The 17,787-nt window shown below is 31.2% G+C and carries 16 protein-coding genes and 2 pseudogenes; 2 read left to right on the forward strand and 16 right to left on the reverse strand.

Going from position 1 to position 17,787, the window contains the following annotated elements:
* Positions 1–73 precede the first annotated feature (73 nt).
* The 12 genes and pseudogenes from ACNC7R_RS13110 to ACNC7R_RS13165 all read right to left on the reverse strand — a co-directional run bounded on the left by ACNC7R_RS13110 (position 74) and on the right by ACNC7R_RS13165 (position 9,928).
* The gene (locus ACNC7R_RS13110; protein ID WP_417941528.1) at positions 74–652 is read right to left on the reverse strand and encodes a peroxiredoxin family protein; all 579 of its coding nucleotides are present in this window, start codon (positions 650–652) and stop codon (positions 74–76) included.
* Between the two features lie 35 nt (positions 653–687).
* On the reverse strand, positions 688–1,398 hold the full coding sequence (locus tag ACNC7R_RS13115) for a hypothetical protein (RefSeq protein ID WP_417941529.1): 711 nt from the start codon (positions 1,396–1,398) through the stop codon (positions 688–690).
* A 304-nt stretch (positions 1,399–1,702) separates the two neighbouring features.
* Positions 1,703–2,803, reverse strand: coding sequence for a hypothetical protein (locus ACNC7R_RS13120; protein ID WP_417941530.1), 1,101 nt, complete (start codon positions 2,801–2,803; stop codon positions 1,703–1,705).
* 93 nt (positions 2,804–2,896) lie between these two features.
* Positions 2,897–3,406 (reverse strand): hypothetical protein, encoded by a 510-nt coding sequence (locus ACNC7R_RS13125; RefSeq protein ID WP_417941531.1) that lies wholly within the window; start codon positions 3,404–3,406, stop codon positions 2,897–2,899.
* Between the two features lie 299 nt (positions 3,407–3,705).
* Positions 3,706–4,393: pseudogene (locus tag ACNC7R_RS13130) on the reverse strand (M949_RS01915 family surface polysaccharide biosynthesis protein).
* A 24-nt stretch (positions 4,394–4,417) separates the two neighbouring features.
* A complete protein-coding gene (locus ACNC7R_RS13135; RefSeq protein ID WP_417941532.1) occupies positions 4,418–4,966 on the reverse strand; it encodes a hypothetical protein in 549 nt (182 codons plus the stop codon).
* A 77-nt stretch (positions 4,967–5,043) separates the two neighbouring features.
* Positions 5,044–5,499 (reverse strand): hypothetical protein, encoded by a 456-nt coding sequence (locus ACNC7R_RS13140; RefSeq protein WP_417941533.1) that lies wholly within the window; start codon positions 5,497–5,499, stop codon positions 5,044–5,046.
* The gene (locus ACNC7R_RS13145) at positions 5,500–5,829 is read right to left on the reverse strand and encodes a hypothetical protein (protein ID WP_417941534.1); all 330 of its coding nucleotides are present in this window, start codon (positions 5,827–5,829) and stop codon (positions 5,500–5,502) included.
* 166 nt (positions 5,830–5,995) lie between these two features.
* A complete protein-coding gene (locus ACNC7R_RS13150; protein WP_417941535.1) occupies positions 5,996–6,445 on the reverse strand; it encodes a hypothetical protein in 450 nt (149 codons plus the stop codon).
* Between the two features lie 358 nt (positions 6,446–6,803).
* Positions 6,804–7,025, reverse strand: a complete 222-nt coding sequence (locus ACNC7R_RS13155; RefSeq protein WP_417941536.1) for an FUSC family protein — start codon at positions 7,023–7,025, stop codon at positions 6,804–6,806.
* Positions 7,026–7,250: 225 nt separating this feature from the next.
* The gene (locus tag ACNC7R_RS13160; RefSeq protein ID WP_417941537.1) at positions 7,251–9,179 is read right to left on the reverse strand and encodes a histidine kinase; all 1,929 of its coding nucleotides are present in this window, start codon (positions 9,177–9,179) and stop codon (positions 7,251–7,253) included.
* A complete protein-coding gene (locus ACNC7R_RS13165; RefSeq protein WP_417941538.1) occupies positions 9,179–9,928 on the reverse strand; it encodes a LytR/AlgR family response regulator transcription factor in 750 nt (249 codons plus the stop codon). Before ACNC7R_RS13165 ends, ACNC7R_RS13160 begins: the two co-directional genes overlap by 1 nt.
* Positions 9,929–10,181: 253 nt before the next feature.
* Between ACNC7R_RS13165 and ACNC7R_RS13170 the strand changes: the two genes are divergently transcribed.
* Together ACNC7R_RS13170 and ACNC7R_RS13175 are read left to right on the forward strand one after the other, a co-directional pair.
* On the forward strand, positions 10,182–10,931 hold the full coding sequence (locus ACNC7R_RS13170) for a hypothetical protein (RefSeq protein WP_417941539.1): 750 nt from the start codon (positions 10,182–10,184) through the stop codon (positions 10,929–10,931).
* Positions 10,932–11,035: 104 nt separating this feature from the next.
* Entirely contained in the window at positions 11,036–11,926 is an 891-nt protein-coding gene (locus tag ACNC7R_RS13175) for a hypothetical protein (protein WP_417941540.1), read from the forward strand.
* Between the two features lie 91 nt (positions 11,927–12,017).
* Here the strand turns inward: ACNC7R_RS13175 and ACNC7R_RS13180 are convergent, their stop codons facing one another.
* The 4 genes and pseudogenes from ACNC7R_RS13180 to dnaK form a co-directional block, all read right to left on the reverse strand.
* The gene (locus ACNC7R_RS13180; RefSeq protein ID WP_417941541.1) at positions 12,018–13,223 is read right to left on the reverse strand and encodes a WG repeat-containing protein; all 1,206 of its coding nucleotides are present in this window, start codon (positions 13,221–13,223) and stop codon (positions 12,018–12,020) included.
* Positions 13,224–13,272: 49 nt separating this feature from the next.
* Positions 13,273–14,175, reverse strand: a complete 903-nt coding sequence (locus ACNC7R_RS13185; protein ID WP_417941542.1) for an IS982 family transposase — start codon at positions 14,173–14,175, stop codon at positions 13,273–13,275.
* Between the two features lie 276 nt (positions 14,176–14,451).
* Positions 14,452–15,121 (reverse strand): annotated as a pseudogene (locus ACNC7R_RS13190) (IS6 family transposase).
* A 207-nt stretch (positions 15,122–15,328) separates the two neighbouring features.
* Positions 15,329–17,218 carry a molecular chaperone DnaK gene (dnaK, locus tag ACNC7R_RS13195; RefSeq protein ID WP_417941543.1) on the reverse strand — a complete coding sequence of 630 codons (1,890 nt, stop codon included), beginning with the start codon at positions 17,216–17,218 and terminating at the stop codon, positions 15,329–15,331.
* Positions 17,219–17,787: the final 569 nt, after the last annotated feature.

Genomic DNA, 17,787 nt, shown 5'->3' on the forward strand with positions numbered 1-17,787 from the left:
TAAAACCTTTCAGGATCAACAAAATTTTAAATATCAGCGATTTAAGTGTTTTTTGATTTCACAAAAACCTTTATTAACGGGAGTTTTTTATACTCTCTAATTTTTGTATCAATTCATAACTGTTTCCGCCACCACAAGAAGAATGAATTACTTTTCCACTTGGGTCAATAAGAATTTTAGCCGGACTACAATACATATTATAATTTAAGATTTCAGGTTTGTCTTGCGATATTGTATTGTCAATTTGCTCAAATAAAATTTTAGATTTTTTCAAATATTCATCCAATTCATTTTGGTTTTCAACATAGCCTTCAATTATACCAATAAACTCAATTTTGTCTTTATATGCATTATAAATTTCATTTAATTCTTTAGTCATATCATAAGTATCACTCTTTTTTAAGTAGGACTTGTCATAAATAAATACCACCAAATTTTTGTTTTTAAAATCCTGCGAATTAAACCGCTTACCACTTAAGGTTTCCGCAGAAAAATACTTTGGTGTTGCATTCATAAAAAAATCAATTTGATTTTTCATTAATTCCTGAGCTTGCTTTTGAAGTCTTTTTAAATTATTCTCCTCTTGTTCTTTTCTGTTTTGACAAGAAATCAGAAGCAGTAAAATGGCAAATAGTGCTAAAATTTTATTCATCCTAAATTAATAATTATGGTTGTTGACTGAAGTTTTTATTCAAATTCATTAAGTTTATCATTGCCCAAATCGTATTGGTAAAGCTTATGATTTTCGGTATCATAATACAGCCATTGAATAATAGTAAAACGATTTTCAAATTCATAACCAATTCCCATAACTGTAAAATCTCTGTTCTCTCTTTTTCGATTTTCTATTGAATAATTTATTTGCTCTCTATCTTTGATATGAAGTTGCAAAAGTTCGTTTTTTGAGTTGGCAATGTAATATTCTGTTACTGAATAGATTTCATCTAAAAAACCCTGCGAATAATTTTCCTGCTCACTCCAATGATATTTAAATTCCTTTTTGTATTCTTTTCTCAGTTTAGAAACATTGCCATCTTCAATTTTTTTAACCGAAATCAACCAATCCGCAAGCATTGGCGTTTCTCCATCGCCTGCAATATAAATGGTGTCTTTTTTCCATTGAATTTCACAAATATCGCCTCTTAATAAACTTCTGTCTTCATTTTTATCATTTACAAAACCATATAATTCATCACCTCTCTTTGCAAGGAAAGAGGAATAATCAGAATCGTCATTGTAGGCTACAAATTCAAAAACATCTTTAAAAATTTCTTCTTTAGCCTTAATAATTTTTACGTTAGTTTGTTTTGTATCCGATTGATTTGTTTTTTTTATGTCGGCTGTATTTTTTGCTTTATTTTCACAAGATTGCAAAATGAAACTTAAAAAAGTTATCATTGATAAAAATAATATTCGGTTATTTTTCATTGTTTTTTGGTTAATTGTTTTTTGTTACATCGTGCGCAATACCATTACGTTAAGAGATTTTCATTCGTCACTTCGAATGATTTTTAATAATAATGCGATAGCTTTATGATTAAAATTGTATCGAGAAGCTTTTTAACACTAAGGTTCTTGATACATTTTGTTAAAAAAACTATCCCTTTTTTCAAACAAAACATTCGAACTGACGGTAATATTTTTAACCTAATGTCACTCCGCTCGAACTAACAATTAGAATATTTTATAAATCTAAATAGTATTATTTCTTTTCAACCACAAAAACCGACTGCGCATATCCGTTTTTTGTGCCGTCTGTGAGATTTCTAGCCACACCGTTTATCCATAATTTTGCTACATCTCTACCTAAGTCATTTTCTTCATATCCTACTATATAAATTGTGTCGTTGTGTACCACAATAGCATCGGCATTGGCACTATTTGTACCGTCTGTAATGTTTTGTGGTTTCCCGTTTATCCATAATTTTGCTACGCTTTTTCCATTAATGTTTTCATTTCCTACCACATACACATTCCCTTTTTGAACAAAAACAGCAGACGGAAACGAAGTATTGCTGCCATCAGAAAGGTTTTGAACTTTTCCGTTTTTCCATAATTTAACAAAATATTTATCGTTTTCGATTTCATATCCTACCACATACACATTGCCATTTTCTACATATATCGAAAGTGCATGAGCATTATTGAGACCGTTTGTAAGACTTTGAGCAACTCCGTTTTTCCAGACTTTTGCAACACTTTTAGTACCATTATTTTCATATCCGCAGATGTAAACATCGTCTTTATCAACAAAAAATGATCTTCCGCCTACCCAATTCTTTCCATCTGTAACATTTGTAGCTATACCATTTTTCCAAACTTTTATGACATAATTAGGATCAACAAAATGTTCTCCTAAAAGGTAAATACTATTGTCCTGAATAATTACCGAGTTGATATGAGCCGTTTTTTTGCCATCAGTTAATTTTTGAATTTTTCCGTTTTTCCAAAGCGTGGCCACATATTCTCCACCAGACATAATGGAGCCTCCGGCATAAACATCCTTGTTATGCACAAAAACCGAATTGGCATCAGAATAATTTTCTTTTTCTTCTAAATTGATGTTTTTACCGTTTTTCCACAATTTCGCAACGTGTTTCATTCCCACTTCATCGGCAATTTCTTCTATTCCGCTTTCAAATTTACTGTCATTATATTCGTAACCAGCAACATAAATATCGACTTCTTTTGATGTTTTGTTGTTTGAAATCGGAATTTTATTCGTTTTACAGCTCACCAAAAAGCCCATAAAAAAAACAGTTATTATTATTTGATTTAGATGTTTTATAGCGTTTACACTCATTTTCTTTTTAATATTTTATAATTTTCATTTCAGTTAAAATACAGCTCAAATTTTGCACTTTCGCCACGTCAAAAGCCTTTTTATCGGAAGTTTTTATTCAAAAAACACAAAGTCTCCCGAACTTATTTTTCCGAAAATTTGGTTCTTATATTGTTTTTTAATGATAAAAAGGTATCCTTTATAATGTGGATTTTTACCGCCATTCCTTATTTTTTTATTTTCTTCGTCTATTTCTATTTTTAAAACATTTTCCTCGTTGTCAAGAACTGTAGTATATCGCATTATTCGGTCTTTTAATTGCCAGGTGAAAATATCATATTTTTTATCCGAAAATTCTCCTTTGGTTTTAGTCGATTTTCCGTATTTTTTGTCAAGTTTTTCAATAAAAGCTTTCGTCTGTTTTAAATCTGTTTTTCCAATCAATGCATTAACAAGCATTATTTTTCCATCGATTGTCGTGGCAAAGTTTACGGCATTAAATTCTTCATTTCCAAATTTTGCAAGTATATCTTGATATGAAAAACTTAGTTGGTGATATTCAATCCGTACCGGTTTTTCGCTATCAATAAACTTTCCTTCTGAAATTGTATCCACTTGTAACATTTCCGATTTTAGTTCATAATAGCACTTGTAATCCTTACTCTTTGTTTTTTCCGGCAAAAGTTAAGAAAGTTTTGTATTAAAGTCGAAATTTTCTAATTGTAAAGGTTCATCTGCAATAGAAGTTACTTTTTTGTTTTCTTGTCCGTTACACGAAATCATAAATGTTAAAATTGTAGGTAGTAATAAAAGTTTTTTTTATAAATATAAAAGTCATAGAATCAAAAAATCAATGTCAATATCAGTCAAAATATTAATATCAATCAAAATACCTGCATTAACATTATTTAAAATCATTAAAATCAGTTAATTATGTTTTTATCCCATAAGTTTAATGCGAAGTTTTTAAAAACTTTTGGTCCTTTTTCAAATGTGGCATCCAGTTTATAATTGCCGCATTGAAATGTTTTTTCTCAGTCATCGCCAATTCCTATTTGAACTTTATTTTCGCCACGCATGGCAATTTTTTGTTTTTCCTCGTAAATGATAATTTTCATTTCGCAAGGACTTACATCGCCATGGCATACGATTTTGTACATTAACCAAATTTCGGCAATTCCGTTATGGTCTAAATCGTTAATTTTAAAGGTATTTTTAACAAATGACGCCACAATATCAACCGGACAATCATCGATGTAATCAATACTTTCCAGGTTTGAATTACCTAGTTATTTTTTACTAAAAAATGGTACGCAAATAATTCAGCATCTCCGCTATCATGAAACTCATGTTGAAACTTTTTACTCCTGTAATTTCCTGTTTATGTAACGATTACAATATTATCACCCAATTTATCTTTCCAACGAACGGCATTTTTTATGAATCCTTCGTATTTTAATGATTTTGGAAATTATGAAGAATCAATGTCTGTTATTTGCAAATTTTCTTTTTCAACTCAATTGATTTTTCATTTTCAAGTTCTATTTTAAGCTGTTTAGTTTCTTGTTTGCAACTGATGAAAATTGCACTCGATAGTATTAAAATTAGAATTCGCTTTTTCTTTTGCTATCGAAATTATTTAATTAATTGAATAAATTTTACATCACATTCACCGAGTTTTACATAGTAATTCATTGCATTTCCAGAGTTTTGGATCGTTATCTCATTTTTATACAAAACACCTTGTACATCTTGAGGTAATGGCAGATCTTCATCAGATGTTTCTCCTTCTGTATCTATTTCACCCAAATATTCACTCCATTCTATATTTTTAAACGTGATATAATAACCGTCTTTTTTTTCGTTTAAGTCGATTTTTGCATTGCCCGAAAGTTCCCTTGTATTGGTTTTCATTTGGTATTTTAAAATACCGTTTTTATAAAAAAGCGAAACAATGATTTTACAATCTGTAACTTCATCTTTAAAAGTGTAATTCCCCTCAATATCAAATATCAAATTGTTATTTTTTGCTGGTTGCACAACATTTCGAACTGTATCTGTATTGATTTCGGTAATATTCTGCTGTTCTGATTTTTTTATTTCTGTACTTTCTTGCTTTTTCGTTTTATTCTCGCAAGATTGCAAGACAGAAACAAGGATTAAAAGTGCGAATAGTTTTTTCATTTGCTTGTTGTTTTAAATCTCATTTCGGGAAAAGTATCTATGACATCTCTAATTTCAATTACATTCTCAAAAATACATCAATAAATCCCTTCAATCAAATAACCCTTCTTTGTTTTTTTGTTCGTAACATCATTACTAATCCACTCTGAATCAATGTAGATTTTTTCATTGATCTTCTTTAATATAAATTCAGGCTCCATCTTGTGTCCCAAATTGTAGCCAGAAATATTTCTTTTGTATTTTAAATGAATTTCATATTCGTTACTCTGCTCAAAGTTTAATTCATCCAAAAATCCCATTTGATATCCATCTCCCCTAGCGATCATTCTATTATTCGAAATATCAATTTCTAATTCCCAGCCAGTAACTCGACCACCAATATCATTGCAAAAAATTGTATCCCTAATGCTTTCAGAATAAAATGCATGGTCTGAAGTATTTTTTTGAGACGATTGATTTTCTGTTGCTTTAGATCTTTTGTTTTCACAAGCGTAGCCTATAAATAAAAGCGATATAATGATTGTTTTTTTCATTTATCTTGAGCTTTTCATTGGTTTAAAAATTCTATTAGCATAAAATAAAGCAATGACCAAAATGGTTATAAATAAACTCAAAAACATTGCTGCATTACGCAAATTAGTTTGTTGCCGGTTGTTAAACAGGTAGATTTCTGCTAGTAGAAATAGTAAAAATAGAATTGAAAAAATCAAGCTTAATTCAAAAACCCTATCAATTTCAGCAATAAAACTAAAGCTATCTTGTTGTATATATTCCGGCAAAGTATAATAGGCTCCATTGTAAATTATTAGGAGAGCCACCAATACTATTGCAATTCTAATGAATATGAATTTGTGTGTTTTCATTTTTTATATTCCGTCTGCAAAATCCGGATTATTGCATTTGAAGTTTTTGGGTTTCTCGATTTCAATAAATTTCATTTCATTCAAATTTATTTTCCAAAGCTTCTGAATGTTTGTTAGAATTGCTTTTGAGTTATCTTCGTATTCAATTAAATAGTGACTTTCTTCTTTATTTTCTAATTTTAAAATAATTGTTGAATAACATTTTTTTAAGATAACTACTTAGGACAATCAGTTCATCTTTTATTACAAAATTTGCTTTTACTTCGTCATAATAATTAATGAAGTGCTCTATCGTTATTTTACTTTTTCCATTTCTGCAATTTCCCACTTTTAAAGAATATGCTGAAACTGCATATTTTTCATTTTCAGAATATTCTTCGATCATTCTCTCAAAACATACGTGAAAATTATACTTGTTTAATTCTTGTGTTGTTTTTCCTATGAAGTAAATACCCAAACTATCTTTACTAATTATTTGAGCAGTTTGTAAATTTATTCTTCTTGAATTATCTCTTTTTGTGTTTGAATTAATTCCTAATTTGCTTCTCTTCTGCGAATTATTATTACAGCTTATTAATAGTTGTCCAATTATAAAAAGATAAATTATTTTCTTCATTTTACTTGATTTGTTTGTTAATTGCGGGTTTTTCAAAAATTCCCGCCAATAAAATGGTCGCAGAACACAATTTTTTAAAAAAAGTCAATGTGGATGTAAGCCGATATAAATTCGTCTGAAATAATTAAATATTCGTGAAGATTCTTTTGAGTTTATACCATTTTTGAGTAAATCTTTTAAACTTTTTTGATTGAAGCGAAAAATAGAGATTTTTGTTTCAAATGTTAGCTTTTTTTGCATTTCATAGCAGTGCTACGAATAAAAAACAGAGGGAATATGAGGCAAAAAGATCATTTTGGAACCAATTAAAAAAGTTTAAATCACTTTAATTTGGAGATTCTAATTCTTTTTGCATTTCTTAATACAATATTTCATTATTTTTAGAATTTTTAATGATTAGGTATCCGATTATTACAGGAAAGAAAGTAAAAAATCCAAACCCTTTTTGTACAACGCTATAAATCGAAATTCCAATTGTAACGCCAATAATGGTAGCGTCAACTATTTTATTGGTCTTTAATTTTTTCATTTTCTGTAAAAGTTCTTGATCACTTAATGCTGTGAAGTATTCCTTTTTCATATTTCTATTTTTATTACTGATTGTTAAATTTGTTCTCGTTTTTTATTTTACCTTCAACCGAACACAAATTTTTTAAAAAAAATAAAACGAATGTAAGTCGATATAAATTCGCGTGAAATAATTAAATATTCGTGAAGATTCTTCTTAAATCTGAATTAATCGAATATTTGTTTTTTGTTTTTTTAATACCGAGCCTTTCAACTTTGTGACTTTAAAACTTTCGACCTACTTCTGGTTTTTTATAGGAAGTGTTAGTAAAACAATTGTTCCGTTCTCGTTAGAAACAATTTCTATATTGGTTTTTATCTTATTTTCTCTGGCCAAAATCTCCAAACGTTCTCTGGCTATAGCTCCCGATAAAGACTGATGATCTACCGCTATATCCGATTTACCTTGAAATCCTTTTCCGTTATCTGTAATTTTTACCATCAATTGATTTCCCTTCAAAACAATTTCCAACTTTATAAATCCTTTGTCAGACAAATTGCCAATACCGTGAATAATGGCATTTTCAACAAAAGGCTGTATCAACATTGGTGGAATTAACAATGCCGAAGTATCTGTATCGGGAATTATTATTTCGTAGGCAAACGTATATTCAAAACGCATTTGCTGCAAACTCAGATAATTTTCTATTGCTTCGAGCTCTTGGTCGAGTGGAACATCATTTTTGCGGCTTAATTCTAAAGAACTTCGAAGCAATTTACTAAACTGACTGAGATATTTTATCGATTTTTCCTTTTCGTCAAACCTGATAAAACTTTGCAATGCCGACAAAGTATTGAAAATAAAATGCGGTTCCATTTGGGTCCTCAACAATTGCTGCTGCAATAAAATTTTCTCTTTTTCCTGCTTTTGTCTTTTTTGCCTTTGGAAAAAATAAAGGAGCAACACCCACGAAATCGCCAACAGCGCCAATAACCCAACAATAAACAACAGCAACTTATTCCGTTCCAAGCGGCTTGTAGTAGTATCGATGGTTTTATTTAATCCGTAAATAGACTTGTCTTTGGCTTGGAGTTCGTAAATAGTCGCCATTTCTTCTGTCGCCTGAATGCCCGAATTTCTTAGAATATTATCTTTAAGTTCTAATACCTGATTGGCTTCATTCTGCGCTTTAATATTATCGCCTTTAGCCAAATAAAAGTGCATTTTCGCTTTTTTATTGAGACATTTTTCATAATATGACAAAATCTGAAAATGTTGGCTTTCAATTGTATCAGCCTGCTTAATTAAAATTTCAGCTTCGGGAAATTGTTTGGTTTGCACATACAAATCAATAAGATTCGCCAAAGTCGTATAAAAATTCTTTATTGCAATTGGTTTTTCAGGCTCTGCAGATACCATTTCGGCATCGTATTCTTTTACCAAGTTATAATGCTGTATCGCTTTATCGAACTGATTGTTTAGCAAATAATAATGCGCCATATGCTCATTAGTAAACCTAATTTGCATCGGGTCATTAGTTTTTGCCGAAATGTGTTTGAGCTTTTTAATATAAAACAAAAGCGAATCTTGCTTGTAAATTTCACTTTCTTCACAGGCGGTGAACAACTGCGAATAGGCCCTGAAATTGTATTTAAGATTATGCTCTGGCAGTTTTTTTAAAATTTTTAAAGCCAATTGGTTTTGTTCAACCGATTTTGGATACTGACTGATTTTATTATTGTCCTGAGCCGCATTAAGCAGGCAAATCACTTTTGCCATTGGTTTGCATTGCAGCGAATCGTCATTCATGATGATTGCAGCCGATTTATTGAAATAATAAACCGATTGGTAAAACTTGCCCTCATGCTCTGAAATTAATCCAGCACCGTTATAAATCGTAAATCTAAGCGCATTAAATCCCTTTTCTTTTTCGATTAAATTTAAAGCAATATTGATATGATTTTTGGCACTGTCAATATTACTTTTAGCCAAATTCTTAGCCAAATTATAATGTATGAAAGCTAAAGTTGAACCTTCTTTCAAGAACCCTTTTTCTTTGAGCTTATCCGACCAAAAAAAAAGTTTATCAATTTCAGGATTTCGATCCAGACTATCACTTATCGCCTCTAATTTTTCCAACCTTTTTTCCGGATGAAACAGCACTTTATCCGATTTCTGCTGACAGGAAAAAACAAGCAGCAATAATAAAAATACTATTTTGTTCATTATCTCAAAGGATTTAAATGATCTATAACAAACTCTTTCCTGCGGGTTGCAACAGGAATTTCAGAACCGTTTTTCATAATGATTACACCAATTTTCATGTATTTATCAATAAAATTTTTATTAATAATATACGATTGGTGTGTTTTAATGAAAAAATCGCCCGGTAGAATATCTTCGTAGTATTTTAGAGGTTTAGAAGCGGTAACTATTTTTTTATTTTCCAAATGAATTTGGGTGTAAGAACCTTCTCCTGAAAGATATATAATTTCGTTCAGCCGAATTATCTGCATGCAGTCTAAAGATGTGATACAAATGCTGGAACTCATTTCAATCGTTTTTACAGCATTCAATTCTTTCAAAACATTAATCTGATCGAGATAATCAGCCTGTTTTACTTTCTTGACTTTTTGAATAGCAATCGAAAATTCATCACTATCAATAGGTTTTAAAAGATAATCCAACGCACCATATTTAATAGCTTTAATCGCAAAATGATTATAAGCTGTAATAAAAATGATAGGACAAGAAACCTGATCTAACTGATTCAATATATCGAAAGCCGTACCATCTGTCAGATGAATATCCATCAAAATTAAATCAAGTTCCGTGTTTTTTATAATTTGCAACGACTCTTTTACCGAGCCCGTCATAGCCTCTAACTTTAAGGATTCTTCTTGCGAAACCAACCATTGTAACTCTTTTCGTATTGCCGGCTCGTCTTCTATAATTAAGGTTCGTATTTTGCTCATATATGAAATAACGGTTAACTAAATTCTTATCCAAAACAAATCTGTTTGAATACAATTTAAGACACGAATATATCATTTTTTATTGCAATTTTTTAATAGTGCAAATCCTGATTTTTTATATTTAAATAGATGCGAATTTACAAAAGATAGCACCGAATTTCCTCCAGCTTTCACCAAATTTATATTTACCTAGATTTACAATACTTTTTTTCTAAAATTTGTAGGTACTAATTACTACTTTTTATCAAAAATTATGATCTATAAAAATTTTATGCTTGGCGCTTCTTTGAGCTTATTGGTACTTGTTTTTGCTTGTCAAAACAGGAAATCATCAGACAATACTTTTAAAAAAAAGTCTGTGTCAAAATCAACAATCCAACAGTCAACTCAATTACAATCAACAGCGTTAAAAAAAGATACTTTAGGTGCTGAAATAACTGATTTTTTGGAAGACTATAATTATGCAATTCAATATGAAGCCGTTGGTTTTCTTAATCAGGACAACTTTAAAGACAAAGTTTTGATTCTAAAGGAAGATGAAAAATACAAATCGCTTGCACGTGTTACCCTAATTTTATTTGGGAAAAAGGAAGGTTTTGAGTTATATAAAAAAAGTTATACCATAATGCCGCCTGAATATAATACTGATAATTATAAAACTTTCGATGTGGAGGATGTGACAATCCAAAACAATAAAATTGTATTTGATTTAAATGCTGTTGGACCAAACGGGCATATTTCTTTTGAATTCATCTTTCAAAATAATGATTTACAATTACATGAATTTACCGGTTATTTTATGGGAGCAGGCTCGCATACTGAATATGTTTATACGCCTAAAAACCAAACCAATGGTACACTCGAAGAAACCACCATTAACACAATGGAAGACGAAATGTCTTCAACGAAAAAATCATATGAAATTAAACTAAAATCTCCAGCAGGCTTTGAAAATTTCGATTATGATAAGTTTTTAAACGAAATTATTCATCAAACAAATTAAATAAGTCTAAAGTTTAAAAGCTATAAAGACAAAAGAATCAAAACTAATTCAAATAGCTGAAAATCATAAATTTACATACTTATCATAATAAAAAAACTACCTTCATGTCATTAAAACACTTTGTTACATTGTTATTTACATCACTTATTGCTCTCTCCTGTCAGGAGAAATTCAATGGAGAAAATGAACAGAACTTTAAAATTTCAAGAGCAAAAATCGAAAAGAATCTCACTCAAAACGAAAAAACTAATTTAGAAAAAGCCATGCGTGTTATTGCCTTAGAAGCCATGCGATTGAAATGGGAAGAGCCAAAAAAGTACGATCATAAATCATACAACAAAATTTCTTTGGAAATGATTGACGGCCTGTACTATTCCAAAGTTATTGCTTTAGCTGAAACAATTTTAAAAGACAGAAACAAAAAAGAAATTGAAAAATTAACTCATGAAATTGACAGTCTAAATCTTTATAAGAAAGAAACTCAAAATATCAAAAAAGCCTTAGATTTATTTAGAATTAGCAAAATGAGATTAAATAAAACGGATTTTTTTGATGAAATGGTTCCCGAATTAGAGTTCGATTATCAATATATGGGTAAAAACAAACTAATGGGCAACAAAACAATCCAATTTGAAGTCATAAAACATTCTACTAGAGAAGTTATTAAATCTGAAATTATTGTTTACGGAAATAGTGAAAGCATCTTAGAAAACGGTGCGATAATAACTGAGCATATTTTATTGGTACAAACCAAAGAAAGCAATCCTAAATTATGGGATTTTTCAAAATATCCTATTCAGAATCCGAATCTTTCCGATTATGATTTGGTTTTAAAAGCTACTGTATTGAACTTAATTCTTAATGGTAAAAAAATCGAAATGCCAAAAATAGATGTCGCACAAATAGATTATAAAATTAAAAATAACCAGACAAAATTAGCAAAATTAAAATCTGTAAAAGGAACTTTGGATGAATTGGAATTGACAGACCTATAAAAAAAAAAATTATATACAGTACGAACATTTCCTTACTCACAAAGATATACTAATAAGCAACTCACTCTAAGCTTATTACCGCTATGATTTTCTAATCTGTAAAAAATTCCACACCATTTTTTCCAAGATAGACAGTCTGCCCTAGTTTATTAGTGACTTCAAAGATCTGGAAATCATTAACCGATTCATATTCATACGGCCTCACAGATGAATAACTTTTATCACTGATTAAATTATACGTCTCCATATTGAATACCTGAAATCTATTTTCTTTTTCTGCCACAAGAAAAGAGTAATATATTTTACTAATTTTGTCGAATTCAAATGGAAGAAGCACCTTCAGCTCTTCACTGCTGTCCTCCTTCTTTCCAAGAATTCCCCATCGATCGTTTTTCTTAACTACAAAAATGCGCTGATAAACTGCCCAGTGCCTTAAATCTTTACTCAAATCAAAATTGATCTCATCAAAATCAACTGGTAAAAGAATAATATTTTTACTGCCGGCTATTCCCCACTTTCTGCCAATCTTTACACCAAAAACATCTCTGCCCGGAGCATAGTTTTTATCGTACTTCTCGGTTATGATATCATCATAAATTGCAGGAACTAATGTATCAAAGACAGGCTGCATGCGTGAAGTGTTTTCCAGAATGACCCCTGTTTTGCCTTTGCTTTTTATAAGTTGGGGCCTCTCCATTTCTCCCATAACAATCCCTGAATACTGAGTTTTCTCAATGCTATTAACTTCTTGCTCCGTAAGCTTTTTTCCATTTGAAGTAAAATATACCGTGCTTTCGTTATAAATGCAATGAAACGTTTTATTAGAAGGATCAAATTGAATCTTAGAATAACTCAGCGGAATCAATATCTTAGGTTTTCCATCCATTAAACGCATAACACCGAATTTTTTATTTTTGGCGACAATAAACCGATTGTTAGCAGTATCCTGGAAATCAAAATCTTTATTTAAAAGAATCTCAGGGTTGTTTTTAATACCAACTGAATGCTCGCCATGATAAACTTCATAAATTCGAGTGCATTGGTCATATTGAAATGGAATTACTGTCACTCCTTCTTTATTAATGTACCCTACCTTACCTGATTTTTTTGCTTTTGCCAAATTATCATCCGAGTAAAAGTCCACAGCATCATATATACATGCTACGACTATTTTTCCATCGATACTCGCAAATCCCCATTTATCTTTCTGACAGTAAGGGATATATTGACTAAAACTAAGCTGGCAAAGCATGATGGAAATTAATAGTAATATTGACTGGATTTTTGATTGCTTCATAATTCTTTGGCTTTTGTATTAATTTAACGTGAGTTCGATATAAGAATATTTAAGCAACAAGTCTGTTATTTTCAAAATCGACATTTATAGAAGGCTTTTTAGGAAAAAAAGAATAGGCTATAAGTCCTGATAGTAAGTTTGTTATAAAATTATCAAAACTCCTATGTCTTGTATGTTCTATTTGGCAAATATTTTTCAATTGATCATAAACAGTTCCGATTAATGATCGTTTTCTAAGCATAATTTTGTCTTGTAAAAGCATTATACTATTCTTCATATTCTTTTTGATTTTAGTGACCAAATGGACTCCATCAATAAAAAGTTGTTCAAACAAATCTTTTCCAATATATCCCTTATCTCCAAAAAGTTTTCCGAATATTCTTTTATGAAAGTTGTTGCTTTTTAATGGTTCTCTATCGTCAACACTGGCTTGAGTAAGCATAAAATCAAGAATTTCTCCTTTGTCGTTTATAATCAAATGCAACTTAAATCCAAAAAACCATCCTGTTGAAGTATGCCCTTTTGTTGCTAAATCCTTAAATGTTTTGTGTTGTTTTTCTCGTCTAATATGGCATGATCGTAAAGGGGTTGAGTCAATAATAGAAATTCCTGTACATTGTCCCAAACAACAAGTTTTCAAAAATAGCGCCATTGGCACAATAGCTTTTTTTTGAAGTTCTACAAATCTGTTATAGGAAACAAGGTTTGGGAATTCTTTTTTCAAATGCTTCCCAATATAAAACAAATAAAAATGCTTCAAATTTTTGTAACCCATAGCGTGGAAAAGCACTAAAATAGTCATAACTTCACTATCAGTCATCGTAAATTTTCGGTTTCTTTTCTTTGGAGAATCTTTTTCATTTAAGCTATGAGCAGTCATGGTTTTATCAAATTCTTTCGAGAATTCGTCTATAATAAAGTAAATTTCTGTAATTTTAGCATTGGATAACATAGGGATGGTTTTAATTGTAATTAGTTGTTTGTCAGATATTAATATACAAAAACCATCTCTGTTTTCCAAATATTTTTTACTTCCTTATATCGAACTCACGTTAATTTATTATATAATTCACCAAATCAAGTTTTATATGGTGCATTAAAATATGCTATTAATCATATTTTTTTAGGCTGAAATTAGATGATATTCAAATCTTTCTTTACTTCCTTTCTAATTGGGTTCTGTCGCATCTATCAGAATCAAATATTAAAAATTTAAGTAATTTAAAATTTAGCGCGCCAGTTTGCAGAATGATTTAAACATAGATTTACCTGGTTTGACCATCTGATTTTTTCTAAGCATATTCACAACTTCAATTCCACTCAATGTTCGCCTAGCCGATTCAAAACTTTTAAAACCTAACCCATTTTGTATTCGCCATTTTATAAATCGATGGTCCTGTTCTACAATATTGTTGAGATATTTACACTGCCGGATTTTAATCTTTGAGAATGAACGTTTGTTATATACTTTGATCGCTGCGATATTAGAACCACTTTTATCAATGTTTATTACTCTTGGCCGGTAATTATTATCAATTACTTTAATTAGAAATGACTGAGCACTCATTCTTTGTCTTTTTCTAGTCAAAAGAAAGTCAATCGTATTACCTAATTTATCTACTGCTCGATATAAATAACACCATATACCTTTTACTTTGATGTATATATATATCATCCAATCTCCAACTAGACCCTACTCTGCTTTTTTTCTTCTTCATCTCTGCCTCAAGCAAAGATGCAAACTTATAAACCCAGCGCTGGATCGTGGCATGATCCACAATGACTCCTCTAATCTTCATTAGTTCTTCAACATCCCGGTAACTAAGTGTAAATCTTAGCTTGAAATATACTGCCTGAAGAATTATGTATTTTGGATAACAATGACCTTTAGTATTCATCTTTTAATCGGTTTAAAATTCTAAAGATAAAAGTTATTACCAGATGCGACAGAACCCTTTTAAGTGCCGGTACAAATATGATATAAATATATGGCAAAAAAATGATTAAAAAACAGCAGAAACAAGAAAGAATAAAAAAGAAAAACCGCTATAAACATTTAGTTTACAACGGTTTAACGCTTATTATTAACTGATATTAATCAGTACTTATTTTACCTCTTCGAATTCAACGTCTTCAACATTGTCTCCAGAAGACTGCTCTTGTTGTGGAGCTGCTTGCTGACCTGCCTGGTCACCACCCTGAGCGTACATTGCTTCTGTAGCTGTTTTCCAAGCTGCATTTACATTGTCTAATCCTTTTTGGATTGCGTCAAGATCCTGAGACTGGTGAGCCATTCTCAATTCAGTTAAAGCATATTCGATAGCTGTTTTATGGTCAGCTGCGATTTTATCTCCTAACTCTTTCAATTGAGATTCAGTCTGGAAGATAGTACTATCAGCTTCGTTTAATTTTTCAGCTCTTTCTTTAGCGATTCTGTCTGCATCAGCGTTAGCTTCAGCATCTTTTTTCATTTTCTCGATTTCTTCAGCTGTTAAACCAGAAGAAGCCTCGATACGGATATCGTGAGATTTTCCAGTTCCTTTGTCAGTAGCAGAAACTTTGATGATACCATTCGCATCAATATCAAAAGAAACCTCGATTTGAGGAACTCCTCTTGGTGCTGGTGGAATACCATCTAAGTGGAAACGACCAATAGTTTTGTTATCAGCAGCCATTGCTCTGGCCCCTTGTAAAACATGGATTTCAACAGATGGCTGAGAGTCAGCAGCTGTAGAGAATACCTGAGATTTTTTAGTTGGGATAGTAGTATTAGCATCGATAAGAGTTGTCATTACACCTCCCATAGTTTCGATACCTAAAGCTAATGGAGTCACATCAAGCAACAATACGTCTTTTACATCTCCAGATAAAACTCCACCCTGAATAGCAGCTCCAATAGCCACAACCTCATCTGGGTTAACTCCTTTAGAAGCTTTTTTACCGAAGAATTTCTCCACTTCTTCAACAATTCTAGGGATACGAGTAGATCCTCCTACCAAGATTACCTCATCGATATCAGAAACTGATAAACCAGCATCTTTTAAAGCTTTAGCAACAGGCTCCATAGAACGTTTTACTAAAGAATCAGCTAATTGCTCAAATTTAGCACGAGTTAATTTTTTAACTAAGTGTTTTGGTCCTGAAGCAGTAGCTGTTACGTAAGGCAAGTTAATTTCTGTTTCAGCAGAAGCAGATAATTCAATTTTAGCTTTCTCAGCAGCTTCTTTCAAACGCTGTAATGACATTGGATCTAAACGCAGGTCAATTCCTTCTTCAGATTTGAATTCGTCTGCTAACCAGTCAATAATAACCTGATCAAAATCATCACCTCCTAAGTGAGTATCACCATTTGTAGATAATACTTCAAATACACCGTCTCCTAATTCAAGAACAGAGATATCGAAAGTACCTCCACCTAAATCGTAAACAGCAATTTTTTGATCTTTCCCTTTTTTATCTAATCCGTAAGCCAATGCAGCAGCAGTTGGCTCGTTGATGATACGCATAACTTTCAAACCAGCAATTTCACCAGCCTCTTTAGTAGCCTGACGCTGTGCATCATTAAAGTAAGCAGGAACAGTAATAACTGCTTCAGATACAGTCTGACCCAAATAGTCTTCAGCCGTTTTTTTCATTTTTTGAAGTGTCATTGCTGACAATTCCTGAGCAGTGTATAAACGACCGTCAATATCCACACGTGGCGTATTGTTGTCCCCTTTTACCACACTGTAAGGAACTCTTTTTGCCTCTTCCTGAGTTTCAGCAAAGGTGTGTCCCATAAAACGTTTAATAGAAGCAATCGTTTTTGTAGGATTCGTTACTGCTTGTCTTTTTGCAGGATCACCCACTTTAATTTCTCCACCTTCAACAAAAGCGATGATAGATGGTGTAGTTCTTTTTCCCTCTGCGTTAGGAATAACAACTGCTTCGTTACCTTCCATTACAGAAACACAAGAGTTCGTCGTACCTAAGTCAATTCCGATTATTTTACCCATTTTTTATATATTTAATTTTTGATTTAATTTTTAAACTCATGTGGCATAAGTCAATCTTTGTGCCAATATAAAAATCTAAAGTAATTTGTCAGTTTTACTGTCTTGTCTTTAAAAACCATCTGACAACATGACATTTTTAAACCCTGACACATATGGCAAATCCCTATTTTAAATGTCATTAATCAAGAGCTGTTTCCTGCTGTCCGTTATATCTTTACTGCTACCCCGCCAGTAAAGGATGCCACCTCCATCAGAGCTAAAAAACTCATTTTCAAATAAGAGTTTCATGTCCGAAAACAATATTAATCGCACTTTTTTAAGAATTAAACATGCCATGATCCATAAAACCAAAATAATGAAACCATCTCCTCTCTGATAATATTTTTTTAAAGTCCCTTACACAAAAAGCAATATAACTGTCATAGTATTTAATTTTCATCCTTTTATATCTTAAAACGCTTATATTCGCAATCTTAAATACCAAAATTATAAATATAAAAATGAAGAAAACTACTTTAATCTTATTCTTGTTATTTACCACGATTAATATATTTTCTCAAAAAAACAGT

Origin of the sequence: Flavobacterium adiutor (assembly GCF_048282555.1) — a bacterium.
Classification (GTDB): domain Bacteria; phylum Bacteroidota; class Bacteroidia; order Flavobacteriales; family Flavobacteriaceae; genus Flavobacterium.

Bases quoted from the DNA above. Each gene is read 5' to 3' on its own strand.
- ACNC7R_RS13110 (WP_417941528.1), bottom strand. From the start codon at position 652: ATGAATAAAATTTTAGCACTATTTGCCATTTTACTGCTTCTGATTTCT.
- ACNC7R_RS13115 (WP_417941529.1), bottom strand. From the start codon at position 1,398: ATGATAACTTTTTTAAGTTTCATTTTGCAATCTTGTGAAAATAAAGCA.
- ACNC7R_RS13120 (WP_417941530.1), bottom strand. From the start codon at position 2,803: ATGAGTGTAAACGCTATAAAACATCTAAATCAAATAATAATAACTGTT.
- ACNC7R_RS13125 (WP_417941531.1), bottom strand. From the start codon at position 3,406: ATGTTACAAGTGGATACAATTTCAGAAGGAAAGTTTATTGATAGCGAA.
- ACNC7R_RS13135 (WP_417941532.1), bottom strand. From the start codon at position 4,966: ATGAAAAAACTATTCGCACTTTTAATCCTTGTTTCTGTCTTGCAATCT.
- ACNC7R_RS13140 (WP_417941533.1), bottom strand. From the start codon at position 5,499: ATGAAAAAAACAATCATTATATCGCTTTTATTTATAGGCTACGCTTGT.
- ACNC7R_RS13145 (WP_417941534.1), bottom strand. From the start codon at position 5,829: ATGAAAACACACAAATTCATATTCATTAGAATTGCAATAGTATTGGTG.
- ACNC7R_RS13150 (WP_417941535.1), bottom strand. From the start codon at position 6,445: ATGAAGAAAATAATTTATCTTTTTATAATTGGACAACTATTAATAAGC.
- ACNC7R_RS13155 (WP_417941536.1), bottom strand. From the start codon at position 7,025: ATGAAAAAGGAATACTTCACAGCATTAAGTGATCAAGAACTTTTACAG.
- ACNC7R_RS13160 (WP_417941537.1), bottom strand. From the start codon at position 9,179: ATGAACAAAATAGTATTTTTATTATTGCTGCTTGTTTTTTCCTGTCAG.
- ACNC7R_RS13165 (WP_417941538.1), bottom strand. From the start codon at position 9,928: ATGAGCAAAATACGAACCTTAATTATAGAAGACGAGCCGGCAATACGA.
- ACNC7R_RS13170 (WP_417941539.1), top strand. From the start codon at position 10,182: ATGATCTATAAAAATTTTATGCTTGGCGCTTCTTTGAGCTTATTGGTA.
- ACNC7R_RS13175 (WP_417941540.1), top strand. From the start codon at position 11,036: ATGTCATTAAAACACTTTGTTACATTGTTATTTACATCACTTATTGCT.
- ACNC7R_RS13180 (WP_417941541.1), bottom strand. From the start codon at position 13,223: ATGAAGCAATCAAAAATCCAGTCAATATTACTATTAATTTCCATCATG.
- ACNC7R_RS13185 (WP_417941542.1), bottom strand. From the start codon at position 14,175: ATGTTATCCAATGCTAAAATTACAGAAATTTACTTTATTATAGACGAA.
- dnaK (WP_417941543.1), bottom strand. From the start codon at position 17,218: ATGGGTAAAATAATCGGAATTGACTTAGGTACGACGAACTCTTGTGTT.